Source organism: Biomaibacter acetigenes (assembly GCF_003691585.1).
GTDB lineage: Bacteria > Bacillota > Thermosediminibacteria > Thermosediminibacterales > Tepidanaerobacteraceae > Biomaibacter > Biomaibacter acetigenes.
The window spans coordinates 1,154,703-1,175,578 of sequence record NZ_CP033169.1; the positions used below are offsets into that span (position 1 = coordinate 1,154,703).

The 20,876-nt window shown below is 42.8% G+C and carries 23 protein-coding genes, 1 pseudogene and 1 riboswitch; of the genes and pseudogenes, 11 read left to right on the forward strand and 13 right to left on the reverse strand.

Features of this window, described 5'->3' with window-relative positions:
* Positions 1 to 12 precede the first annotated feature (12 nt).
* Positions 13 to 842 (forward strand): annotated as a pseudogene (locus D2962_RS05540) (SDH family Clp fold serine proteinase).
* A gap of 48 nt (positions 843 to 890) precedes the next feature.
* Here the strand turns inward: D2962_RS05540 and D2962_RS05545 are convergent.
* From D2962_RS05545 to D2962_RS05560, 4 genes are all read right to left on the reverse strand, one after another.
* Entirely contained in the window at positions 891 to 1,730 is an 840-nt protein-coding gene (locus D2962_RS05545; protein WP_425456618.1) for a LytR/AlgR family response regulator transcription factor, read from the reverse strand.
* A complete protein-coding gene (locus D2962_RS19835; RefSeq protein WP_122014405.1) occupies positions 1,628 to 1,864 on the reverse strand; it encodes a GHKL domain-containing protein in 237 nt (78 codons plus the stop codon). The genes D2962_RS05545 and D2962_RS19835 overlap by 103 nt, the downstream gene beginning before the upstream one ends.
* On the reverse strand, positions 1,865 to 2,149 hold the full coding sequence (locus D2962_RS05555; protein WP_162991112.1) for a Spo0B domain-containing protein: 285 nt from the start codon (positions 2,147 to 2,149) through the stop codon (positions 1,865 to 1,867).
* A 269-nt stretch (positions 2,150 to 2,418) separates the two neighbouring features.
* Positions 2,419 to 2,511 carry a cyclic lactone autoinducer peptide gene (locus tag D2962_RS05560; protein WP_245984912.1) on the reverse strand — a complete coding sequence of 31 codons (93 nt, stop codon included), beginning with the start codon at positions 2,509 to 2,511 and terminating at the stop codon, positions 2,419 to 2,421.
* A gap of 239 nt (positions 2,512 to 2,750) precedes the next feature.
* On the opposite strand from D2962_RS05560, the gene D2962_RS19840 reads away from it, so the two are divergent.
* Complete coding sequence (locus tag D2962_RS19840) at positions 2,751 to 2,906, forward strand: putative holin-like toxin (protein WP_425456607.1); 156 nt, start codon at positions 2,751 to 2,753, stop codon at positions 2,904 to 2,906.
* Between the two features lie 141 nt (positions 2,907 to 3,047).
* Here the strand turns inward: D2962_RS19840 and D2962_RS05570 are convergent, their stop codons facing one another.
* The 5 genes from D2962_RS05570 to D2962_RS05590 form a co-directional block, all read right to left on the reverse strand.
* The gene (locus D2962_RS05570; RefSeq protein ID WP_122014407.1) at positions 3,048 to 3,725 is read right to left on the reverse strand and encodes an ABC transporter ATP-binding protein; all 678 of its coding nucleotides are present in this window, start codon (positions 3,723 to 3,725) and stop codon (positions 3,048 to 3,050) included.
* Complete coding sequence (locus tag D2962_RS05575; RefSeq protein WP_162991113.1) at positions 3,722 to 4,834, reverse strand: M28 family peptidase; 1,113 nt, start codon at positions 4,832 to 4,834, stop codon at positions 3,722 to 3,724. Before D2962_RS05575 ends, D2962_RS05570 begins: the two co-directional genes overlap by 4 nt.
* Entirely contained in the window at positions 4,716 to 6,233 is a 1,518-nt protein-coding gene (locus D2962_RS05580; RefSeq protein WP_122014409.1) for an FtsX-like permease family protein, read from the reverse strand. The genes D2962_RS05575 and D2962_RS05580 overlap by 119 nt, the downstream gene beginning before the upstream one ends.
* Before the next feature lie 273 nt (positions 6,234 to 6,506).
* Positions 6,507 to 7,457, reverse strand: coding sequence for a hypothetical protein (locus D2962_RS05585; RefSeq protein ID WP_162991114.1), 951 nt, complete (start codon positions 7,455 to 7,457; stop codon positions 6,507 to 6,509).
* Between the two features lie 543 nt (positions 7,458 to 8,000).
* Positions 8,001 to 8,162: a cyclic lactone autoinducer peptide gene (locus D2962_RS05590; protein WP_120767521.1), complete on the reverse strand. Its 162-nt coding sequence runs from the start codon at positions 8,160 to 8,162 to the stop codon at positions 8,001 to 8,003.
* Between the two features lie 537 nt (positions 8,163 to 8,699).
* On the opposite strand from D2962_RS05590, the gene D2962_RS05595 reads away from it, so the two are divergent.
* The 4 genes from D2962_RS05595 to mgtE (D2962_RS05610) all read left to right on the forward strand — a co-directional run bounded on the left by D2962_RS05595 (position 8,700) and on the right by mgtE (D2962_RS05610) (position 13,129).
* Positions 8,700 to 9,290: a hypothetical protein gene (locus D2962_RS05595; protein ID WP_122014411.1), complete on the forward strand. Its 591-nt coding sequence runs from the start codon at positions 8,700 to 8,702 to the stop codon at positions 9,288 to 9,290.
* 94 nt (positions 9,291 to 9,384) lie between these two features.
* On the forward strand, positions 9,385 to 9,936 hold the full coding sequence (locus D2962_RS05600; RefSeq protein ID WP_122014412.1) for a hypothetical protein: 552 nt from the start codon (positions 9,385 to 9,387) through the stop codon (positions 9,934 to 9,936).
* Positions 9,937 to 10,041: 105 nt separating this feature from the next.
* A riboswitch (M-box (ykoK) riboswitch) is annotated at positions 10,042 to 10,211 on the forward strand.
* A gap of 173 nt (positions 10,212 to 10,384) precedes the next feature.
* A complete protein-coding gene (gene mgtE, locus D2962_RS05605; RefSeq protein ID WP_122014413.1) occupies positions 10,385 to 11,770 on the forward strand; it encodes a magnesium transporter in 1,386 nt (461 codons plus the stop codon).
* 12 nt (positions 11,771 to 11,782) lie between these two features.
* Positions 11,783 to 13,129, forward strand: a complete 1,347-nt coding sequence (gene mgtE, locus D2962_RS05610) for a magnesium transporter (protein ID WP_122014414.1) — start codon at positions 11,783 to 11,785, stop codon at positions 13,127 to 13,129.
* A gap of 24 nt (positions 13,130 to 13,153) precedes the next feature.
* On the opposite strand, the gene D2962_RS05615 is transcribed toward mgtE (D2962_RS05610), so the two are convergent.
* Positions 13,154 to 14,326 (reverse strand): class I SAM-dependent rRNA methyltransferase, encoded by a 1,173-nt coding sequence (locus D2962_RS05615; RefSeq protein WP_122014415.1) that lies wholly within the window; start codon positions 14,324 to 14,326, stop codon positions 13,154 to 13,156.
* Positions 14,327 to 14,441: 115 nt separating this feature from the next.
* Here D2962_RS05615 and D2962_RS05620 point away from each other — a divergent pair, with 115 nt between their 5' ends.
* Together D2962_RS05620 and D2962_RS05625 are read left to right on the forward strand one after the other, a co-directional pair.
* Positions 14,442 to 15,446, forward strand: coding sequence for a helix-turn-helix transcriptional regulator (locus D2962_RS05620; RefSeq protein ID WP_122014416.1), 1,005 nt, complete (start codon positions 14,442 to 14,444; stop codon positions 15,444 to 15,446).
* Between the two features lie 33 nt (positions 15,447 to 15,479).
* A complete protein-coding gene (locus D2962_RS05625; RefSeq protein WP_122014417.1) occupies positions 15,480 to 15,749 on the forward strand; it encodes a YkuS family protein in 270 nt (89 codons plus the stop codon).
* Positions 15,750 to 15,905: 156 nt separating this feature from the next.
* Here the strand turns inward: D2962_RS05625 and D2962_RS05630 are convergent, their stop codons facing one another.
* From D2962_RS05630 to D2962_RS05640, 3 genes are read right to left on the reverse strand one after another with little or no spacing between them, the layout of a single operon-like run.
* Positions 15,906 to 16,262 (reverse strand): YlbF/YmcA family competence regulator, encoded by a 357-nt coding sequence (locus D2962_RS05630; protein WP_122014418.1) that lies wholly within the window; start codon positions 16,260 to 16,262, stop codon positions 15,906 to 15,908.
* A 4-nt stretch (positions 16,263 to 16,266) separates the two neighbouring features.
* Positions 16,267 to 16,983, reverse strand: coding sequence for an HAD family hydrolase (locus D2962_RS05635; protein ID WP_120767530.1), 717 nt, complete (start codon positions 16,981 to 16,983; stop codon positions 16,267 to 16,269).
* Positions 16,980 to 18,077: a mandelate racemase/muconate lactonizing enzyme family protein gene (locus D2962_RS05640; RefSeq protein WP_222927696.1), complete on the reverse strand. Its 1,098-nt coding sequence runs from the start codon at positions 18,075 to 18,077 to the stop codon at positions 16,980 to 16,982. The genes D2962_RS05635 and D2962_RS05640 overlap by 4 nt, the downstream gene beginning before the upstream one ends.
* 138 nt (positions 18,078 to 18,215) lie before the next feature.
* On the opposite strand from D2962_RS05640, the gene D2962_RS05645 reads away from it, so the two are divergent.
* The 3 genes from D2962_RS05645 to D2962_RS05655 are packed head-to-tail and all read left to right on the forward strand — an operon-like array spanning position 18,216 to position 20,809.
* Complete coding sequence (locus D2962_RS05645; RefSeq protein WP_120767532.1) at positions 18,216 to 18,986, forward strand: PHP domain-containing protein; 771 nt, start codon at positions 18,216 to 18,218, stop codon at positions 18,984 to 18,986.
* 13 nt (positions 18,987 to 18,999) lie between these two features.
* Complete coding sequence (gene rapZ, locus D2962_RS05650) at positions 19,000 to 19,878, forward strand: RNase adapter RapZ (protein ID WP_162991288.1); 879 nt, start codon at positions 19,000 to 19,002, stop codon at positions 19,876 to 19,878.
* Positions 19,868 to 20,809 carry a gluconeogenesis factor YvcK family protein gene (locus D2962_RS05655; RefSeq protein WP_122014421.1) on the forward strand — a complete coding sequence of 314 codons (942 nt, stop codon included), beginning with the start codon at positions 19,868 to 19,870 and terminating at the stop codon, positions 20,807 to 20,809. The genes rapZ and D2962_RS05655 overlap by 11 nt, the downstream gene beginning before the upstream one ends.
* The last annotated feature ends 67 nt before the right edge of the window (positions 20,810 to 20,876 follow it).

A 20,876-nucleotide genomic window follows, 5' to 3' on the forward strand; every position in this document is an offset into this window, starting at 1 on the left:
GGAGGAACGTTTATGTTCTGGAATATTATCTGGCTGATTTTCCTGATATATTCATTTATGCCATTATTCAGACACAGGCAGATAGAAATAGCGCGGTTCCGCCTGATAAGGGAAATTGAAAAAAGCGAAATTCCCGGGTGATTACATTGATTCACCGGCAGGAGTCCTTAAGCTTGCTGGGCCTTCCCATCAGCAGGTATATAAACATCGAGGATTCGGAACAGGTGCTTCGGGCCATAAGAATGACGCCCGATGATATGCCCATAGACATTATCCTGCACACGCCCGGAGGCCTGGTGCTGGCGGCAGAGCAGATAGCCCATGCCATCAATAAACATCCTTCAAAGGTCACCGTTTTCGTCCCCCACTACGCCATGTCCGGCGGCACCATGATTGCCCTGGCCTGTGACGAGATAGTGATGGATGAAAATGCGGTCTTAGGGCCTGTAGACCCTCAGTTAGGGAACTATCCCGCTGCTTCCATACTGAGGGTGGTGGCTCAAAAGCCGGTAGAAAGGATCGACGATGAGACCCTCATTCTGGCAGATGTGGCGGAAAAGGCCATGCGCCAGGTACAGCAAAACGTGTATGAGATTTTACGGGGCAATGACATGGAAGAAGAAAAGGCAAGGGAACTGGCCCGTATATTTACAGAAGGCCGGTGGACCCACGACTATCCCATTTCAGCCGAAGAGTTGAAAAACATGGGCCTTACAGTTTCTACCGACCTGCCCACGGAAATCTACAAATTGATGGAGCTTTATCCTCAGACAGCGCAGATGCGCCCGTCGGTCCACTATGTGCCCATCCCTTACGAAAGAAAAAGCAGCGAGAAAAAATAATACTAAAAAATGTACAATAAAAGCCCTGTTTATACGGCAGGGTTTTTATTAATTTCCGAATTGCTGAGGTTGTAATAATCTAATTTGGAATTTTTCTTTTAAAAACTGGTATCTTCCTTTGCTCATATAAGCTTTTTCATTATAATCATAAAAACTTATCTCATATGTGTCTCGGAGGTTTTCTATTTTTTCAACCATTTCCATGTTCACAATGTATGATTTATGGACTCTATAAAAATTACCGTTTAATGATGCTTCGAGATTTTTTAGATGATCAGTGCATTCATATGCCTTTTTTTTTGTATGTATTTTTGTTTTTTCACCTAATCTTTCAATAAATATTATATCTTTAAGATTTAAAAACAGGATACCGTTTCCAGATTTTACAGGAAGCTTTCCAATAGCTTTTAACTTACGGTTGAGTATATTGTTTTCACATTTTATTGTCACGAAATTTAATGTTTCGTGAAACCTCTCAAAGTCTATGGGTTTTAAAATGTAATCGTAAGGATGAACTTCAAAAGATTCTGTGGCATAACTTGAGTACCCGGTTATAAAAACCACAAATACATCCGGATTTAGAGAAACTGCTGTTTTTGCTACATTTATTCCATTAATGTCGGGCAGCTCTATATCCAAAAGTAAAATTTGAGGTGATTCTTCTCTGATGATATCCTCCGCTTCTTTTCCTGTGCGAGCAGTATATATTTCTTCTATAAAGCTTGTGAGTTTTTCATCGGAATTTAATTGTATGGTACCGTTATATTTATCCATTATCTTCTTTACTATATAAAGGCCGAAGCCTCTTGTATCTTTATGTTTTGTACTATAACCCGCCTCATATATTTTTTTAAAATCTCTTCTTTTATAGACGATCCATTGTTTGATATTTTAACTATATAAAATTTCTGTTTTCCAGCCACTTCAAAATATATAATCCTGTTACTTTCTCTTTCCTTGACCGCTTCTATGGCATTATCGATCACATTGCCCACAACAGTGGAAAGTTCAAAGGAATCCAGTCAGGTATGATATATCCCCAAGCCATTGTATTTTACTTCAAAATTAATATTGTTTCTCCGCATCATTTCAATTTTGACATTTATCAATGCCGTCAATGCTGTATCGCCCAACCTCAGTATTTTTTCTATGGACCTGTAATTTCCAACTATTTTGTTTAAATATTGCTTTAACTCTTCGTATTTTCCCAAAAAAGCGAGGGATTGGATAGTTTGCATATTTTCATGCCTTTCAGCCCTAAATGTCTTTATAAGCTCCTCGATATCCCTTAAATAACACGTTAACAACTCAAGTTCTGTCTCTTTTTTTGAAGATGATTCGATATATTTCAGCGAAAAGTAAAATTAAAGGAATATTATCAAGAAACCTTCCGGGATTGATTGAAATACGGTCACATACCATGGAATGGGAAACATTTCCATCCCTCCGGCAAGTCAAAATATAAATATAAAAATCAAGCATCGATCCCGAATTATCATATACTCTTTTGCCTGTCCAAACGGACCTCCGAAACATTTTAGATAATTGAGGATGATGCCTTATTAAAATATGGCAATTACTTTAAATCTTCAGGAATATCCGGCTCATAAAATATCCACATACTTTGAGGGCTAGCCCCTATAAAGGCTACAGCAGTGATGAGATGCAAGAGAGGTTAGAAAGTATGTGCGTACTTTTTTAAACACTATGTCCCGCCCCCTTTCATACGTTTGGTTATTTTTTTTACTTTACGTATTCTCTGTTCGTCTTATATTTCCTGCCGATGTACCGCAACTGGCGTATTTTGAGGGTTGAATGGCGTAATGGTTTGATTGAAAACGGTCTTTTTTATTGTCGCAGTGTATTAAGTATGGTATAATTTGCATAAGGTAATCGGATAAGCAGGGTGTGGTTGCCACCTCCTTGATACTAGAAGGAAGGAGGTGGTGCGGTATAAGTACATATGAGGCTCTGTCATTAATGATTGTATCCTCTATGTTTACCGTATCGCTGATTTCCTTGATTATTGTTTTAATTAAGGCAATAAATAAAGGAAAAAAATAACAATCACCCTGCTCGGCCATAGGGTGATTGTTATTTAATAACCCGTGGCAACCGCACTTTTGCGGTTCCGATTACCTTTATCTATATTATAACATTTTTTTCGCATATGTAAACAACAAAATATTCATTGCATTTTAGGGGTTAAATTATCGCACCGTCCCGCAGCCTGATGCGCCTTTTGGCGTGAGCCATTACTTCCTGGTCGTGGGTTGCCACAACTACCGCTAAACCTTGACAGTTTAATTCATCCAAAAGTTCCATTATACTATCCCGCGTAGCAGTATCCAGATTTCCGGTAAGTTCGTCGGCCAGGAGCACCTTTGGGTTGCGTATCAAAGCCCGGGCGATAGCAACTCTCTGCTGCTCACCACCGGACAATTCTCCGGGTCTATGTGAGACCCGGTTTGAAAGACCTACCCGCTCCATCAGTTCCATGGCCTTTTTCCTGGCTGAATTGTATTTTTCGTAGGGCAGCAGTGGAACCATCACATTTTCAAGGGCCGTAAGCTGCGGCAGCAAGCGGAAATCCTGGAATACAAATCCGACAGTCTTGGCTCGCAGTGATACCAGATCTTCCTGGCCGATATCGCAGGTGTTAAAACCTTCCATGTATACCTCCCCTTGAGTAGGTATTTCCAGCGCTCCGATCATGCGCAGCAAAGTGGATTTCCCCGAGCCGGAATGGCCTATCACCGCAAGATAATCATCATCGTCAATATCCAGGGTTATATCCTGCAGTGCCCTTATCTCGCCATTACCCATAGGATAGATGTGTGTTACATTTTTTAACTTGACAACGGATTCTTTGTTGTTAATCACGGCAGTTCCCCCTTCCCGGCGATTTCCCGCAATATGCGTTCCATGAATAATATGTCTTTACCCATAGTTTGGGGTATGATGCGGTCAACAGTGTCTTTTTTGGTATTCGCAAAAGGTGACGGCCTCCATAAAGGTGCGGTCGGTATACCGGCATCCAGTAAACGGCCTCCCAGGCCCAATGGAAATGCGGGCTTAAAGTCCATATTCATCTCTTTGCCTATTTTCTCCGCCGCAGCCATCCATTCATCCGGTGTTGTCAACATATCCTGGTCTTCGGCCAGCACGCGCCGGCGGACGGAAGGATAGCCAAGGTCCCATAATCCCGAGTGGTGTTGGGGCTGTTGTCTGACAAATGGAATTAAGTCTTCGGGCGTTAAATCTTCTCCTGTAGGATTTATATCCCTTGGCCTGCCGTAGGTAATATCCTCTCTGTAACCGAAGACCAGCGGGTTATTTGACCCCAGCCGGCTCAATGCTACCGCAGCCTTGGGCAGAGTATGCTTATCAAGGTACAGGGCCAGCCCTCCGTTATATTGAGCGTCTCCGCCGGCAGCCCACAGAATTCTGACTGGGACGGGCAGCGGGTTTTGTTTTAATGTGCGGGCCAATAAAGCCGCTGCGGCAGCACCGCTGGCATTATCGCCGGCACCGGGACCTATGCTGCCGTGATTTGCTGCTATCAAAATATCCTGTTTTTCCGGTGATGTACCGGGGATGTCAACCCATATGTTCTCCGAATGAAAGCCCGGAATTATCTCCATCACGTCAAGGCTGAGACCGACAGGGCCGATCTCTTCCGGAAGAGTGCCCGGATTTACGCCCACCACCGCCAGCGGATCATCTTTTAATACATTTTTCAGTGACTTCCGAAACTCTTCGGATGAAGCAGCTTCTACCAGGACTATATGCCCGCTTGTTTTTGCATTCTCAGTTTTTTCTCCTGTTAGTATTACAGCATGATCATCGTTCAAAATATACTTGTCACCGGCTTTAGCCGTTGAGAGATCCAATGCAAGATAAGAAAAATCCAGGGAAGTGCCCGATACTTCCAGCTTCGAACCGGGGCCCAAACTTCTGACCGGCGGTATCTCTATGTGCTCGCTTTGCACATCCAAGCCTGCTTTTTGCAGCCAATGCAGCGATGGCAATCCAGCGTAAGGTTTGTGTTGGTCTTGACCGCATGTTTTTGTTTGTTTTTGAACCCTGTGCATTGTATAAGGATGATATCCAGACGTTTGTGGAAATTCCGATCGCTGCAGGAAAAGCCAAGATGAAACTGATTGAAAGCCCTGATGGTATGGAATATTCATTGTATATGGCCACTACCATCAGATATGCCATGCCAAAGGCCGATAATAACGCCACGACTACAGGAAAGAGTATCTGAGGAATGACCAGCTTCTGCAGATGTCTTAATCTCCAACCCAGCTGCTGGAGCAATACTAGGTCCCGGCGGCGAAGATCCAGGTATGACAGGATGGAATCCAGGCAGGTCAGGCCAACCAGGATCGTCGATGCCTCACCTATAAGCATCAGCCATATCCCCGCCCTGGCGTGTATAAAATCGCCCAGTCTTGTGGTGACGGCTTGATGGGCCACCGCCGCTCGGGCCAGCCATGCAAAAATGCTTATGGTTCCGCCGATAACCAGTTGCACTGCCATAAACCGCAATCGTCCGCCATAATACATTAAATCCTTTCTTATGACAGTGCTTATACCTTCGGTTTTACGGTATTCGGAACCGCTTTTTGTGTAGGGTTTGTTTTTGGAGCCTTCACGGGATTTAAAAAATTTGGATACACCCCGGTGGGTCGTTACCGCAAATGTCATTCCGCCGGTAAAAGTAACTATCAGCCACAGCAACAAAAGCCTGTTCCATTCAACATGCAATATTTCATGAAACAATACATTGGCTGCCATTGACAATAAGGCGGCTATGAACCATATTATCAAAACTTCCAGTGATATCATTTTGGCTATGGTACCGCCCTGCCATCCCAGGGTTTTTAAAATATCCAATTCAAATTTTCTCTGCCAGAGGTATATGCTGCTCCGGTTATGGACAAATATGAATCCAACAACAATAAACAATAAGGTCAGAGCCATGGAAAAAAGGCTGAAGATGTTTTGTATCCGGGTGGCTGCCCCCAGGCTGATCCATGATGTCTTGGCCAGGCCCAGAGGCGGAACGTCTTTATATCCCGGGATATTAAGCTTAACCTCCTGCATCGATGTGCCGGCAATTATATCCACGTGAAGGCCGGTTCGGGCCACGATTTCTTCGGCTACCTGCCGGATTTTGGCCTGTCCTTTTTCATCAAAACGGTTGACGTCGGCCACCCTTACCCTTATCACATCGATGGGATGATCTCCTTCTATAATCTTAGCCGCTTCCAGCGTTGTAAATCCATGGGCCGCAGGCAATTGGACGGTTCCCGGTGTTATGGTGGGATGAAGTTTTACCGGCTCCGAAAGCTTGTTTCCATTTATATCGCTTTCAAGCAGCATCTCTTCCGAACCATATATGCCAAGAGGGGACTTGGCCAGCTCATTTTGCTTCGGCCCTCGGAAACTTACCGTACCAATGGGGTTGAGCTGAAATACGGGTTTGCCCTCAGTTGCCAGATCAACAGCGGATTTCCCCTTCGCTTGAAGGTCATGAAATTGTACCTGGCCGTCACGTGTACACGTCGGCTCAGGGTAAAATATTAAAGAATTATCTTGTGCAGCTTTATAGTGGATTCCCCGGGTGGTGTAAAACTCCGTTGCCGGAGCAATGCGCTATAATCCCTGGCTGGTTGTAGAAATAATCCATTGAGGGTCGATCTCTATCCCGGTAGTTTGAAAGGCTCTAAGATATTTAGTAAGCTCGATCTCTTTCGTTGCTTTGGTTGTTGCCGGCAACTGCAGCAATCTTTCATCAATATTCTTTTTTAAAAGTAAATCTTTCTCCGTTTTTTGAGTTCTCAAAAGACGGATGGAATCTATCAAGTCCGGTGGCAAATCTAACTTTTCCTCAGTGATTTTTACACTGAGCGGGATTGGGGTTAGTTCATTTATAAGAAGAGGGATCTGATAAGCATTTGTAGTGATCTTTGCTCCAAAACTTATTTTTTCAACAGGCACAGGGCCTGGCGATAAATATCGGCCCTTTTGCAGAGCATCACTTAAGCCCACAAGTTTTGCTTCACTTTCCGGGTCGATGGCTACAAGAAAATTATATATATGAGGTAATTCGAAGTATAAAAATAATCTTTCGGAATTACTCCTCATTGAAAAACCGTTGTTAGTATCTATTGATGAAATGGCCACTTCCGGTACTTTTAAATTAGGTAATGATGCAATAGATACAATTGTACTTTCGCCAATTTTATATTCTTTATATCCGTCACTGGTAAAAAAATCCAAGCCCAGCCGAAGACTCTGGCCTGCGGGGCGTTTTATCTGGACACTGTCAATACTGTTTGTAAAAAACCCCAGGGCGGCGATGGGAGCAGCTAATTCCACCCCGGGAATTGATTGTATTTCTCTCCAGGTTTCAATAGAGATTCCGCTGTCTCCATCATAATTTTTGCATACATAATTCGGTTCCATATAATCCCGATCATCTGCTCTAATAGTATTTTGGCCGGTTTCATTCGGCTTGACCAGAATATCGTAAACATCCCTTGAATATTGAGCGATATCTTGTGTTACACTGACCCTGGTTTGCTCTAATGAAAATAACCCCATGCAAGTGCCCATATGTATGGCGAAAAGGCCTAACAGCAGGCTTGCCGCTTGAATCCTGTAATGCACCAGGGTCCTGTATATATATGCTAACATTCTACCACACCTTAAAACATTGGTGATTTTATTCTTTGACCGGAAGTCTTTATCGATTGAACGCCACTTATCTCCCGCTTCTTTTGGCGGAAGATAAGTGGCACTATGCTCCTGGATTAGCTCATATTAAGTTTCAGATTAATAAAATCCCACTTGGAGTAAGTTTTGCTTTATATACTACAAGTTAAAACTAACGTTGCATTAATCTAGTTCGACTACCACAGAATCATAATCAGTGTTTCCATTTGATACAGTAAGCTTTGGATACCATTTATATCCTGAAGGCCTACCGGTTAAATTATAACGATGAAAGTAGACATCTGTCTTGTACGAGGTAGAATATCTTTCGCTATTTCCATCACCATAACTCATTTTAATAATTTTTATTGCTTGACAAAGTTACTATCCCCACATATAATCTCTCTGGTTACTTTTCTTTTTGAAGAAAGGTTATACAACACCTTTCTTCTTTTTAATTGGCCCTTTCAGTATTTCCGGGACTTCGGGCTGATAAAACCATCTTATGCACAAAGGCTTAGCAGTAGTGGCCGCACTGATAAGTGTGAATAAACATACACCGATTATTATAATTTTTCTTTTTAATTCTATCATGGCTCTCCCCTCCTTCTATAATTTTGTATATTTTGGCTATTTTTTACTTTATGTATTCTCTGTTCGTCTTATATTTCCTGCCGGTGTACCGCAACTGGCGTATTTTGCACCCTAACTGGCGTATTTTGGGGGTTGAATGGTGAAGGTTATTATCTTCATATCCTGTAATAGGCCTTAACAGAAGATTATCACTGCCGCCAGAAAAGGGTTTACTTCTTTTTTCCTTTCCAGGCTAATCGGCAGCTTTTAATTCAATAATTTCTTCTTTGCCTTTTTCCCATCTTATATTATTAAGCGAAAAGTATCATGTTCTCTAGCAATTGTGGTATTGTTTCTTCGTCCACATCCTTTCTAGCTACTATTCAATGAAATCCCACCAATAAAACTAACCATCAACTTTTGAAGCATTATCTAAAAACCAGCATTGTAACTACGAAATTGATTTTTAGAAATATATGGAAGCGTAAAAATCATGCAGAAAAACAATTAAGAATGGCAATAATATATCTCGGAAATTCAAAAATGGAGGTGTCTTTTTTGGACAATCTAAAGGCTATTCCCAATGCCTTCTCTGAGCAGAATACCAGTCTAGAAAATTTTTTTAAACAGAGCCAGACAAATTTTACAAATGTGTCCAATCTGGTTAAAAATATACAGGATAATTTACTTACCTTTAAAAATGATATTGATAACACATTAAAACAGATTGAAATGGATATCGAACAAAACAGAAGCGTGCTCGCAAGGTGGGTAGACGGTTCCAATACCAAATTAAGGCAGGAACAGATTTCTCAAAAGCGCATGGCCCTTCTGGAAGGTGTCAAAAAAATAAATAATAATTTAACTCAATTTTCTCAAGAGCTTTCCCGGTATATAGATGAGTTCAATACTGCCTCCCGGCAATTTGCTATAAATTATAAAAATCTGGAAAACCAATTAAAAGCCGGTATGAACAATATTCCAACTTCGGTCCGGAACGATTTAACTACTTCGGTAAATCCTGCTGTTCAGAATTTGCAAGAGGCATTGCAGCAGGCCATCAACGCATTAAATGCAGCTCAGCAAGGTCTTCAGCAAAGAAAGGTGTTCTATGAATTAAACAAGTCCTTAGATAATATGGTGCACTAAAAAAGCCCCCCATATGAAAAAATTTCATATATTAAACTACTTGTTAAAGGGAATATTAATTACAGGAAGTTGATTTTTTTTGGGGGGTGCTAATTTGGCACGCAGAAAAGACCTAAGCGAGTATTTACTGGAGAAAAAAGTGGATGCTGAAGTTTCACAGGAACTAAACAATAGACTCGGTAGCACCGGTACCTACTATGCGAGCATGGTGGGAGCCGGACAGCCGGCACAAGGAGGTACTCAAACTCAAATGACGCAAGCTCCACAGCAATTCCAGCAGTTGTTGAACCAGTTAAAAAGTCAGGCTCAAACCCAGCAACAGCAAACAGATACCCAGGTAAGCCAGGCTATCCAGCAGGCCATTAATGCCCTGACTCAAGCCCAGCAGAGCATTCAAGCAAACCAGGTGTTTTACCAGATGAACCAGTTGTTAGACCAGTCTGCAAAACAGCTTCAACAGTTAAACCAGCAAAATCCTATGCAGCAGTTCATGCAGCAAATCCAGAATACGCAGAATCAGATTCAAAATACCCAGAATCAGGTTCAAAATACCCAGCAGCAGGCTCAACAGGCGGGGCAGCAGGCTCAGCAACAGGCCCAGATAGCACAAAGAGCCCAGGAGGCTACTTCTCGGTACTTTCAGTAATAACCGTCGGTAAATGAGAGGTTTGTCAGAAGACATACCTCTCATTTTTTTCTTGACATATTTTTTAATGGTATTAAAATAGAATTGATAAAAGAAAAAAATGTCATTTCTTCCTGTTAGGTGAGGCTCCTGTGCGAATACAGGCCACTGCCCGGAAATGTCGAGAGACACCAATGGGTTAACAGACTTGGCCGGATTAAGGTCAAATCTAATGTGGCTGGAAACAAGGTTTCCAAAGTCGCCCAGTGCTAAAACCGGTGACGAGGGGACAAATTTTTATGCCCTTTCCTTTCAGGAGGGGCTTTTTAATTTTTAAAACGCATTAAAAGGGGGCGATAAGATGGACCCGGACCCAGGTAGTAAATACAAAAAATATATAATAATAAAACGGAAGAGGTTTATCTTACCGCCTCAGGTAAGATAGCCCTCCAAAAAAGGAGGGATAAAAATGCTGCCCAAAAAGGATATTCTTCTTTTAAAGCATCTTTTGGTCCACAAGAAAAACGAGGAGATAAAAACCATACTGGCTAAGCTTCATCCGGCGGATATAGCCGAGATGCTGGGTGAAATCAAAAATGTCAATAAAAAGATTTTTTTGCGGCTGCTGGATACTGAAAAAGCCGCAGAGGTTTTGGAAGAACTGGAGCCATCCGAGAGGCTGACGCTTATAGAAGATATGACCGAGGCTGAAATAGTTAAAATCCTGGAGAACATGTCGGTGGATGAAATAATCGACTTATTCCAGGAGATGCCAAACAGGCAAGTGGAAAAGCTGCTTTCAAGGTTGCCCGGCTCTTACTATGATGAATTAAAAACCCTGTTAAAAATGGCTGAGGATACTGCCGGCGGCCTTATGACCACGGATTTTGTTTACCTTTTTTCAGACATTACTGTAAGTGATGCCATAGATGTTGTCAGGCAGTTCGGGCAGGATGCGGAGACCATTTACTATTTATATGTGGTGGATGAAGCAAAACATCTCATGGGAGTGCTTTCCCTCAGGGAGCTTATAAGTGCCCCGAGGCATAAAAAAATCTGTGACATCATGCACAAAAAAGTGGTTTCTGTAGATGTGGGCCTTGACCAGGAGGAAGTGGCCAAAACCATATCAAAATATTCGCTGCTGGCCGTTCCAGTGGTGGATAAACAAAACCGCCTTCTGGGTATTGTTACTGTAGATGATGCTCTGGATGTAATGGAAGCGGAGGATACGGAGGATATTCATAAAATGGCGGGTATTTCCCCGGAGGAAGATGTGGTGCTCACTTCCAGCATCTGGGGAGCCTCTAAAAAAAGGATTTTTTGGCTCGTGGTTTGCCTTCTGGGAGATCTTCTATCAGGTATGGTCATAGATGTGTATTCCGGTATATTGCAGTCGGTGGTAGCTGTAGCTTTCTTCATACCGGTGCTTATGGCCACCGGAGGCAATGTGGGGACCCAATCTCTGGCACTGGCCGTCAGAGGTATTGCCACCGGGGAATTGAACACAAAAAATTTGACTGCATTTATAAAGGAAGAAACCCTGGCAGGGCTCAATGTGGGAATAATTTGCGGTCTGGTGCTCGCTGTTGTGGCATTTATATGGCAGAAAAACATACATCTCAGCATGTCCGTGGGTATTTCCATGGGTATTGCCTTGATGTTTTCCGCCTTTATAGGCATATTGATACCGATGTTGTTCAATTTTTTGAAAATAGACCCTGCAGTAGCTTCAGGGCCTTTCATAACCACAGTGGTGGATGTGTGCACTCTTGTTATATACTTTACCTTTTCCATGGCATTTCTATCCCGGTTTTCCGGTAAATTAGGCCCCGGCTTTGGACCCGGCATCTAGGAGGGGGAAAACATGAGACAGGTGACCATAGACATAAAAAAAGTCAAGGAACTCATATCAAAAAAAGCGCTAAAAAGCCTAAGAACCATAATTCAGGACCAGCATCCCGTAGACCTTGCAGAAGTTCTTGAAGAACTGTCACACCATGAGAGCATAGAACTTTTTAAGGTTATAGATTTTGATGTGGCATTGGAGGTGCTGGCTGAACTTGGTTCTGAAAAAAAGTTTTTTATATTGACAAATGTCAACCCCCGCTATGCCGTTCAGTTATTAAATGAGATGTCAGCGGACGACCTGGCGGATTTTCTGGGGGAATTGCCTGAAGAAAAAAAGAATATTGTATTGTCCCTGCTGGAAACCAGAGAACAAAGTGATGTAAGGGGACTCCTTTCCTATGATGAAAATACCGCCGGCGGTCTGATGACTACCGAATATATAGCATTTTCCGTGGATTTGAAATCCGAGGAAGCGTTAAACAGGCTTTCCGAACTTGCTCCGGATGCCGAAACCGTATACTATGTGTATGCCGTGGATTCCATGCACAGGCTGGTAGGTGTGGTTTCTTTAAGGGACTTGATACTGGCGCCGGCCCAGACACCCATAGGGGAATTTATGTCCACGGAAGTAAAAAAAGTGAAGGCTTCCATGGACCAGGAAGATGTGGCAAAACTCATGAAAAAATACGGTTTCCTGGCGCTTCCGGTGGTGGACGACAATGATGTGCTGCTGGGAATCGTTACTGTAGATGATGTAATGGATGTTATGGAGGAAGAGACCACCGAGGACATGTTAAAACTGGCAGGTTCCGATGAAAAACTTGATACCCAGGCCAGCTCCCCGTGGATGAGGGCTAAAAGGAGGCTTCCATGGATCATGGTGGCAGTGATGGGAGAAATCATATCCGGCAGCGTCATCAATAATTTTTCCTATACTATCAAGGCTCTGGTAGCCCTATCTTTTTTCATCCCAGTGCTCATGGATATGGGGGGCAATGTAGGAACCCAGTCGGCGGCCATTGTGGTCCGTGGCCTTGCCACAGGTGAGATTAATCCTGCTTCCCTCGGCAAAAATGTACTGCGGGAAGCAGTGGTGGGCATAATCCTTGGAGCTATAAATGGAACCCTTATTGCCCTCATAGCATATATCTGGCAGGGAGAAATCGTTTTAGGTATTGCGGTGGGGATCGCCATGGCGTTTAACCTTACACTGGCAGCCATCCTTGGCACGCTTATGCCGTTTTTGTGGCATCGGATGGGGCATGACCCCGCAGTAGCTGCCGGCCCTTTTGTCACCACGGCACTTGATATAATTGGTCTTTTTATATATTTCACCGCCGCCACATGGATTTTAAAGGCATAAAAAAAGCTCCCGCCGGGAGCTTTTTTATAGCACCTGAAGCATGAGAAATTTCAAATACCTGGTTTCCTCCGCAGGCACCAGTATAGGGTGGTCTTTGGCCTGGGTTCGGCTTTCCACAAGTCTCAGTTTTAACCTGGCATCGAAGGCGGCCGATTCGATAATCTCCCGGAAGAGGGCTTCGCTTACATGATGGGAGCATGAAGATGTGATGAGATACCCCCCGGGTTTTAGCAATTTCAGGCCTCTCAGGTTAATTTCCTTGTATCCCCTCACCGCATTTTCCAGGGCGTACTTGTTTTTGGCAAAGGCAGGCGGGTCCAGAATGACCGCATCAAACTTCCGCCCTTCATCATAGAACTGACGCAGTACATCGAAGGCATTGCCCTCGGAAAAATGGCATATTTGAGACAGGTTGTTGATTTCGGCATTTTTTCTCGCAAATTCCACGGCTTCATTGGAAGCGTCATAAGCCAGCACTTTTCTTGCACCGAAATGAGCTGCGCAAAGGGCAAAGGATCCCGTATAACAAAAGCATTCGAGCACATCGGCATCTTTTACCAGCGGTGCGATGGCGCGGCGGTTTTCCTTTTGATCGAAAAAATAGCCTGTCTTCTGGCCTTTTTCTACATCTACATAGAAATTCAAACCATTTTCCTCGATAACAACAATGGGATCAAACTCACCGTATAAATACCCTTTTTGCTGGGGTAGTCCTTCCAGATCCCGCACTGGTACGTCATTTCTCTCATAAATTCCTCTGGGATTGAAAATTTCCCTCAACACATCCACTATGGTGGATTTAAACCGGTCAATACCCAGGGACAGTGTCTGAATGACGAGAATGTCTTCAAACTTGTCCACTATAAGGGCAGGAAGCAAATCCGATTCGCCGTATACAACCCTGAAACTTCCGGAAAATCCCAGGTTTTCCCGGTATTTTAAGGCATCCAGAATCCTTTTCTTAAAAAAATTCCGGTCAATAATTTCGTCCCTGTTATAGGTCAAAAATCTCACAGCAATCTGAGACCTTGGATTTATGTAGCCCCTACCTAGAAATTTTCCTTTGAAATTCAGCACATCAACAATATCGCCGGGATTAAATCCGCCTTCTATTGTTTCAATTTCTGTTTTAAATACCCACGGATGTCCTTGTTCAATCCTTTTAGAACGGTTTTTTGTTAAAAATACTTTTGCCATGCATTAACCCCCGGGAAAAATTTTTGCCCTATTATTATACCATTTTTTCTCAAACTTTTTGCAGGAATTTGACATTTTTTAGCGAATTTTTAAACAGTGAAAGGAGCGCCGATTTATGAGCAAGTTTTCCCGGATGATGGATATTGTCATGTATCTTCAAGCCCGCAGTCTTGTGAAAGCCCAGGAACTGGCAGATATGCTGGAAACAGATCTGAAAACGGTTTACAGGGACATAGAATCTTTGAGGACTGCCAATATACCCATTGAAGCTAAATCCGGCAGATACGGTGGTTTTTATATACCCAAAGATTTTTACTTTAAAGCTCCTAAACTTACACCGGAGGAAATCGCCGTATTGTTCTTCGCCGGTGAAATACTCGTAAAGAAAAATGGCTTTATGTTTGAAAAGGATTTTAAAACTGCCCTCTCAAAATTAAAAAATACCCTGGCAAAAGAAGAGATAAACATATCATCGGATAAAATTTCCTCCATATCCTATGAGATTGAATCATTAAAAACCAGGCTGTGGGAAAACCTTTTTTATATAATTGAAAAATGTATTTCAGAAAAAAAGAGTATTGATGTCGAATATTATACACTGAGCAGGGATGAGGTAAAGCGAAGGACGTTAGATCCTTACCATTTGATTTATAAAAACGGTGCATGGTACCTTATCGCCTTCTGTCACTGGCGCAAAGAAGTCAAAATATTCAGGGTTGACCGGATAAAATCGATTGATGAAACCGGAATACCATTTAAGATAAAAAAAGGTTTTTCGCTGAGGGATTATCTTAAAAATTCATGGCAGATAACCCGGGGAGAAGAAGCAGATGTAGTGGTGCGCTTTTTCCCGCCGGCTTCAAGACTGGTAAAGGAAATGGAGTGGCTGCCCACCCAGAAGATTATTGAGGAAAAGGATGGCACTATAATATTTTCGGCTAAAGTGAGCGGACTTATGGAAATAAAGAGATGGATCCTGGGCTATGGAAGTCAGGCTGAAGTATTAAAACCTCAGAGTTTAAGGGAAGAAATATCTTCGGAGATCAAAAAAATGTTAAAACATTATACCTCCACCGGAAAGCGGCATAAAACTGCCGAAAAAGAGGATAATAAAAATTGATGGCTTTCAATAATCTCAGGAGGCGAGTTTGATATGAGCTTTTTGATTGCGGTTGATGATTCTCTTCATGGCATACGGGATGCTCTTCGGCAAAAGGGTTACCAGACGGTGGAATTGACTTATGCGGATTTCCGAGACGTAGATGCTTATGTTATCGATCAGAGCAACAAAGACCTGGTAAGGATTAAAAATACCATTGCCGATGAGCCGGTGATAGCCGCTTCCGATGATGATGCGGCCAGGGTGATAAATACCTTGAGAGATAAGCTTAAAGTTTATGAAAAAGAATTAAATGAACCATAAAAGTTACTTTTTTAACAATAAGTTAATATATTTTTAACATTATCTTAATAAAACCGTGCTAATATATAACCATCCACTGAATTTCAAACCGCTTTCTACCTCCTTATTAAATTAAATTTTAAGCAAGCCCCGATAAAGGCTTGCTGATTTTTTTTGTTATTCTTCCTTATTTGGTTCATCCAGGTTAAAATCCAATCCTATGGCCTTTGCAATTATGCCCTGAATGTCTGCCATTAAAACAGCAAAACGGGCTTCGGCCTCCATATATTGCCTCAATAAAGAATTATAGCTTACTATGTTGTAGAGGTTTTCCAGATTTTTTACGGCTTCATCCACGGGTTTTCCCGAAAGTCTTAAGGCTTCCACTTCCAGCTGCTTTGTTCTTAAATCTTTTAGCATATTTTTTGCCTGGGGGTCCTTTTCCAGTTCCTCCTTTGCCCTGCTGAATTCACGGTATTCGGGACACTGGCTTAAAGCCCTGGCCAGTTCATGGGCCAGGTCATATACATTCATAAGTCTATACCTCCTTCATATTTTTTACAAAATCAAGAAGGTCATTTAATGATCCGGTATAGTCACATTTTATGTCAAGGTTTTTCCTGTTGAGCATATGGTCAATCACAAGATATGTCTTCATCCCAAGCAAGCCGGCTGCCAGGTCTTCCTCCACATCATTGCCTATCATCATGCATTCATCTGGCTTTTTTTGAATCCTTTCAAGAATTTCACCGTAATATTCCACATGGGGTTTGGAAAAATGCATGTTTTCATAAGTGGTCACGAGTTTGTATGGAAAATCCAGTGCATCTATCCACCTGAGCCGCTCGTATATGGCACTTTCTGGGAAAATAGGGCTTGTGGCTATCACAAGATCATAACCCTTTTTAAGGGCTGTTTCTAAAACCTGAGCGGGTACGGGGTTTTTCTTTACAATGCTCGAAAGGGTGGGGAAATCCTTTTCATAAAACTCATCAAAAATCAGAAATAATTCTTCCTTTTTATCAAAGGGCATTTTTGGGAAAAAGTCCTCCCAGAACACATCTTTATTGGTCTTTGAAGGATCGAGATCGTGCATCATGACATATGTGGAAGACATAAGTTTTTCAATAAAATCACGAGGTTCTATCCATTTTATAAGTTTTGAGGAAAGAAGTTTTAGGTAACTACCTATAAATTCATCGGTGTCAACGGGAAGCAATGTTCCGTCCAGGTCAAAAAGAAGTGTATTTATCATCTTGATACCTCCGGGTTATTACCATAAATATTTACCGTTTTGACTCCGGTACCGGGCTCATCGCTTAAATTGAACATGGCATTTTCCACGGTAGCGCCGCCTATTACCGGGTCTTGTTTCAAATACATGGCTGAATCCAGATCGGCCCTTGTTATATTCTTTACTCCGCAGGCCAGGTGTACAGCAGGAAGTATGCTGGCCCGGGTCTCCACCATGCAACCTACCATGCATTCCATGCCGGCACTGGCTGCTATGTGGGCTATCTGTAATGCCTTAAAAATCCCTCCGCATTTGGGGAGTTTTATATTGATAAGGTCCACCGCCTCCTTTTTAATTAGCATCAGGGCATCTTGAAGGGTGTGGCATGCCTCGTCGGCCATGATGGGGACATCCACGCTTCTAGTCACTTTTGCAAGGCCGTCTATATCCCAGTAAGGCACCGGCTGTTCCACCAGCTCAATATCATACTCTTCTAGAGTCTTTATAATCCTGATGGCTTCCTTAGGTTTCCAACCCTGGTTGGCATCAAGACGTATTTTTACATCATTACCTATGGCCTGCCGAATTTTTTTTATGCGTTCGATATCCTTGCCCGGCTCTTCTCCGACCTTTACCTTGAGGGTTTTAAACCCCATATCTTTAAGTTCCATGGCTTCCCTGGCCATGATTTCCGGTTCATCTATTCCTAAGGTGTAGTCGGTTTCCAGAGTGTTTTTGTATCCACCCAGCAACTTGTACAAAGGCAATCCCGCTGATTTTGCCGTGAGGTCGTATAAAGCCATGTCTACCGCAGCCTTTGCGGCCGTGTTCTTTACTATGATACCGTCCATTACAGCAGTTATTTTTTCTATATCGGTCGAATCTAATCCGACAATGGCCGGCGCCAGAACTTCATCAATTACATATTTTACAGATGCGAGGGTATCTCCCGTCACCTTCACGGGGCCTGCGGTGCCGCCTATGCCGGTTAATCCATTTTCACCGTGGACATATACTATGATGTTCCTGGCCACCGAGGTTGTCCCATATGCTACCCTGAAAGGCTTTTTCATGGGGACTTCAATAGTTGCCGCTTCTATTTTCGTAATTTTCAATATATCACTCCCTAAGTTGATTGTACCCATAAATAATTCTACGGTTTTTCTGTCAATTCCTGCTTGGAAACAATAAGAAATCAAAAAAATAGATTTTGTCCAAAATATATATTATACTATTTGTAGAGGAGGAATTATATGAAGTTATGGGCTGATTTTCATACACATACCAGATACAGCCACGGAACCGGAACTATAAAGCAAAATGTGGAAGTAGCTATAAAAAAGGGGCTTTCAGCCATAGGGATATCGGAACACGGCCCGGCCAATATCGGCATAGGCACCGACCTTGACGACTTTGCCAGGATGAGGGATGAAGTTGAATATTTAAAGGGAATTTACCAGGATATACGCATATTATTGGGCTGTGAGGCTAATATCATCAGCCTCGATGGCGACCTGGACATTCCCGAGAAAATACTGGACCAACTGGATTATACCATGGTGGGCCTTCATCCCATGGTGTGGACTGAAAGCCTAAGGGATGGTTACCACCTGCTGGTGGAGAACATGCTACAGCGGCGCATGGATTCCCTGAAAGAAAAGGTTCTAAGGCAAAACACCCTTGCCCTGATAAGAGCCATAAAAAATCATAAGATAGCTGTCATCACCCATCCCGGACTGCACCTGCCCATAGATACTGCTGCTCTTGCCCAGGCGGCGGTAAAATTAGGCACGGCACTGGAAATAAATGCTGGACACGGGTATATGACAGTAGAATATGTTAAAATAGCAAAAAAATATGGTGCCAGGTTCGCCATAGGCAGTGACGCCCACCGGCCGGCCGATGTAGGGAATTTGAGAAGGGGTATCGAGATAGCGAAAAAAGCCGGTCTGAATGAAAATGATATTATAAATGCTGTATGGATTCCCGAAATATCATCACTTCCCACGCCTCAAAGGGGGTAAAAAAATGGAGGATATAAAATTTGTCATCATAACAGGGCTTTCAGGTGCCGGCCGCACCCTGGCCCTGAGAGTATTTGAAGACCATGGTTATTTTTGCGTGGACAACCTGCCGCCCGCTTTGATACCTACCTTTGCCGAACTCTGCAGGGAAAGCAGAAAAAGAATAAATAAAATAGCCCTTGTCATAGATATAAGAGGTGGAGGTTTTTTCGACAGTCTTTTTGAAAGTTTAAAAACCATGAGGGATACCGGGTATCCGTACAAAATTCTGTTTCTAGAAGCATCCGACGAGGTCTTAATCAAGAGATTTAAAGAAAGCCGCCGCCGCCACCCGCTAGCTCCGGAAGGCCGCATTGTTGAAGGCATAATTTCGGAACGCAAAAAGATGGCTAAGTTAAAAGAAGAAGCAGATTGTATAATTGATACCTCCTACAAAACTCCGGCACAATTGAAGGAGGCGATAGTCAGAAATTTTATAGAACCCAAAAGAGAAGAACCGCTTCTGATAAATGTAGTATCCTTCGGCTTCAAACAGGGCATACCCCTTGATGCGGACCTGGTTTTTGATGTGAGGTTCATACCCAATCCCTTTTATGTGGATGAACTCCGTCCGCTTTCGGGTGAAGACCCGGAAGTGAGAGATTATGTGATGAAATGGCCGGAAAGCAAGCAGTTTCTTGAAAAATTGCACGACATGGTAGAGTTCCTTATTCCATATTATATTAAAGAGGGCAAATCTCAACTGGTGATAGCTATAGGCTGCACGGGCGGAAGACACAGGTCTATTGCCATTGCCAACGAACTTTCGGCGCAACTTAAAGCTGCCCATCATAAAGTAATAGTAGACCATAGAGATGTTAACAAAGATCGGAGTGAAGCAAGTGAATCCTAGAATTGTATGTATTGGAGGAGGTACGGGTCTTCCAAATCTTCTGAGGGGTCTCAAAAAATACACCGACAACATAACCGCCATTGTAACCGTAGCCGATGACGGTGGAAGTTCGGGGATAATCCGGGATGAATTAAAGATTCCTCCTCCGGGCGATATAAGAAACTGCCTGCTGGCATTGGCCGATACAGAGCCCCTGATGGAAAATCTATTTCAATACAGGTTTACCTCAGGCTCTTTTAAAGGGCACAGTTTTGGGAATATATTTCTGGCTGCCATGACGGAAATGCTGGGGGATTTTGAGCTGGCCATAAAGGAATCCAGCAAGGTGCTTGCGGTCAGGGGAAGGGTATTACCTTCAACCCTGGATGACGTTATTCTTGAAGCCGAATACCATGATGGAAGTACCGTCTGCGGGGAATCCAACATTCCCCAGCCCAGGCGTGAAATAAAACGCATCCGCATAAAACCGGAAAATGCGAGGCCTCTGGAAGAAGCCCTGGAAGCGGTGGAAAAAGCCGATGCTATCATATTGGGTCCCGGAAGCCTGTATACCAGCGTGATTCCCAATTTGCTCGTAAAAGACATGGCAAAAAGTATTTCAGGTTCCCGTGCAAAAAAAATATATGTGGTAAATGTTATGACACAGCCGGGAGAAACCACCGGTTACACCGCTTATGACCATATCCGGGCGATCATAGAACACTCCTGCCATGACCTTTTAGAATACGTAGTTATCAATTCCGGAAAAGTACCTGAGGAATTACTGGAGAGATACCGGGCTGATGGAGCTGTGCCTGTAATTTGTGATAGTGAAAAAATCAAAAAAATAGGTTATAATGTTGTAGAAGCAGATATTTTAAATTATACCGATGTGGTCCGCCATAGCCCTGAGAAACTGGCAAGAGTGATTATGAAAATAATTAAAAGATAAAGGAAAGATATATTACAACTTAAGCAAATATATTTTTTCTTTATAGAAGGTATTTTAATTTTTTTGT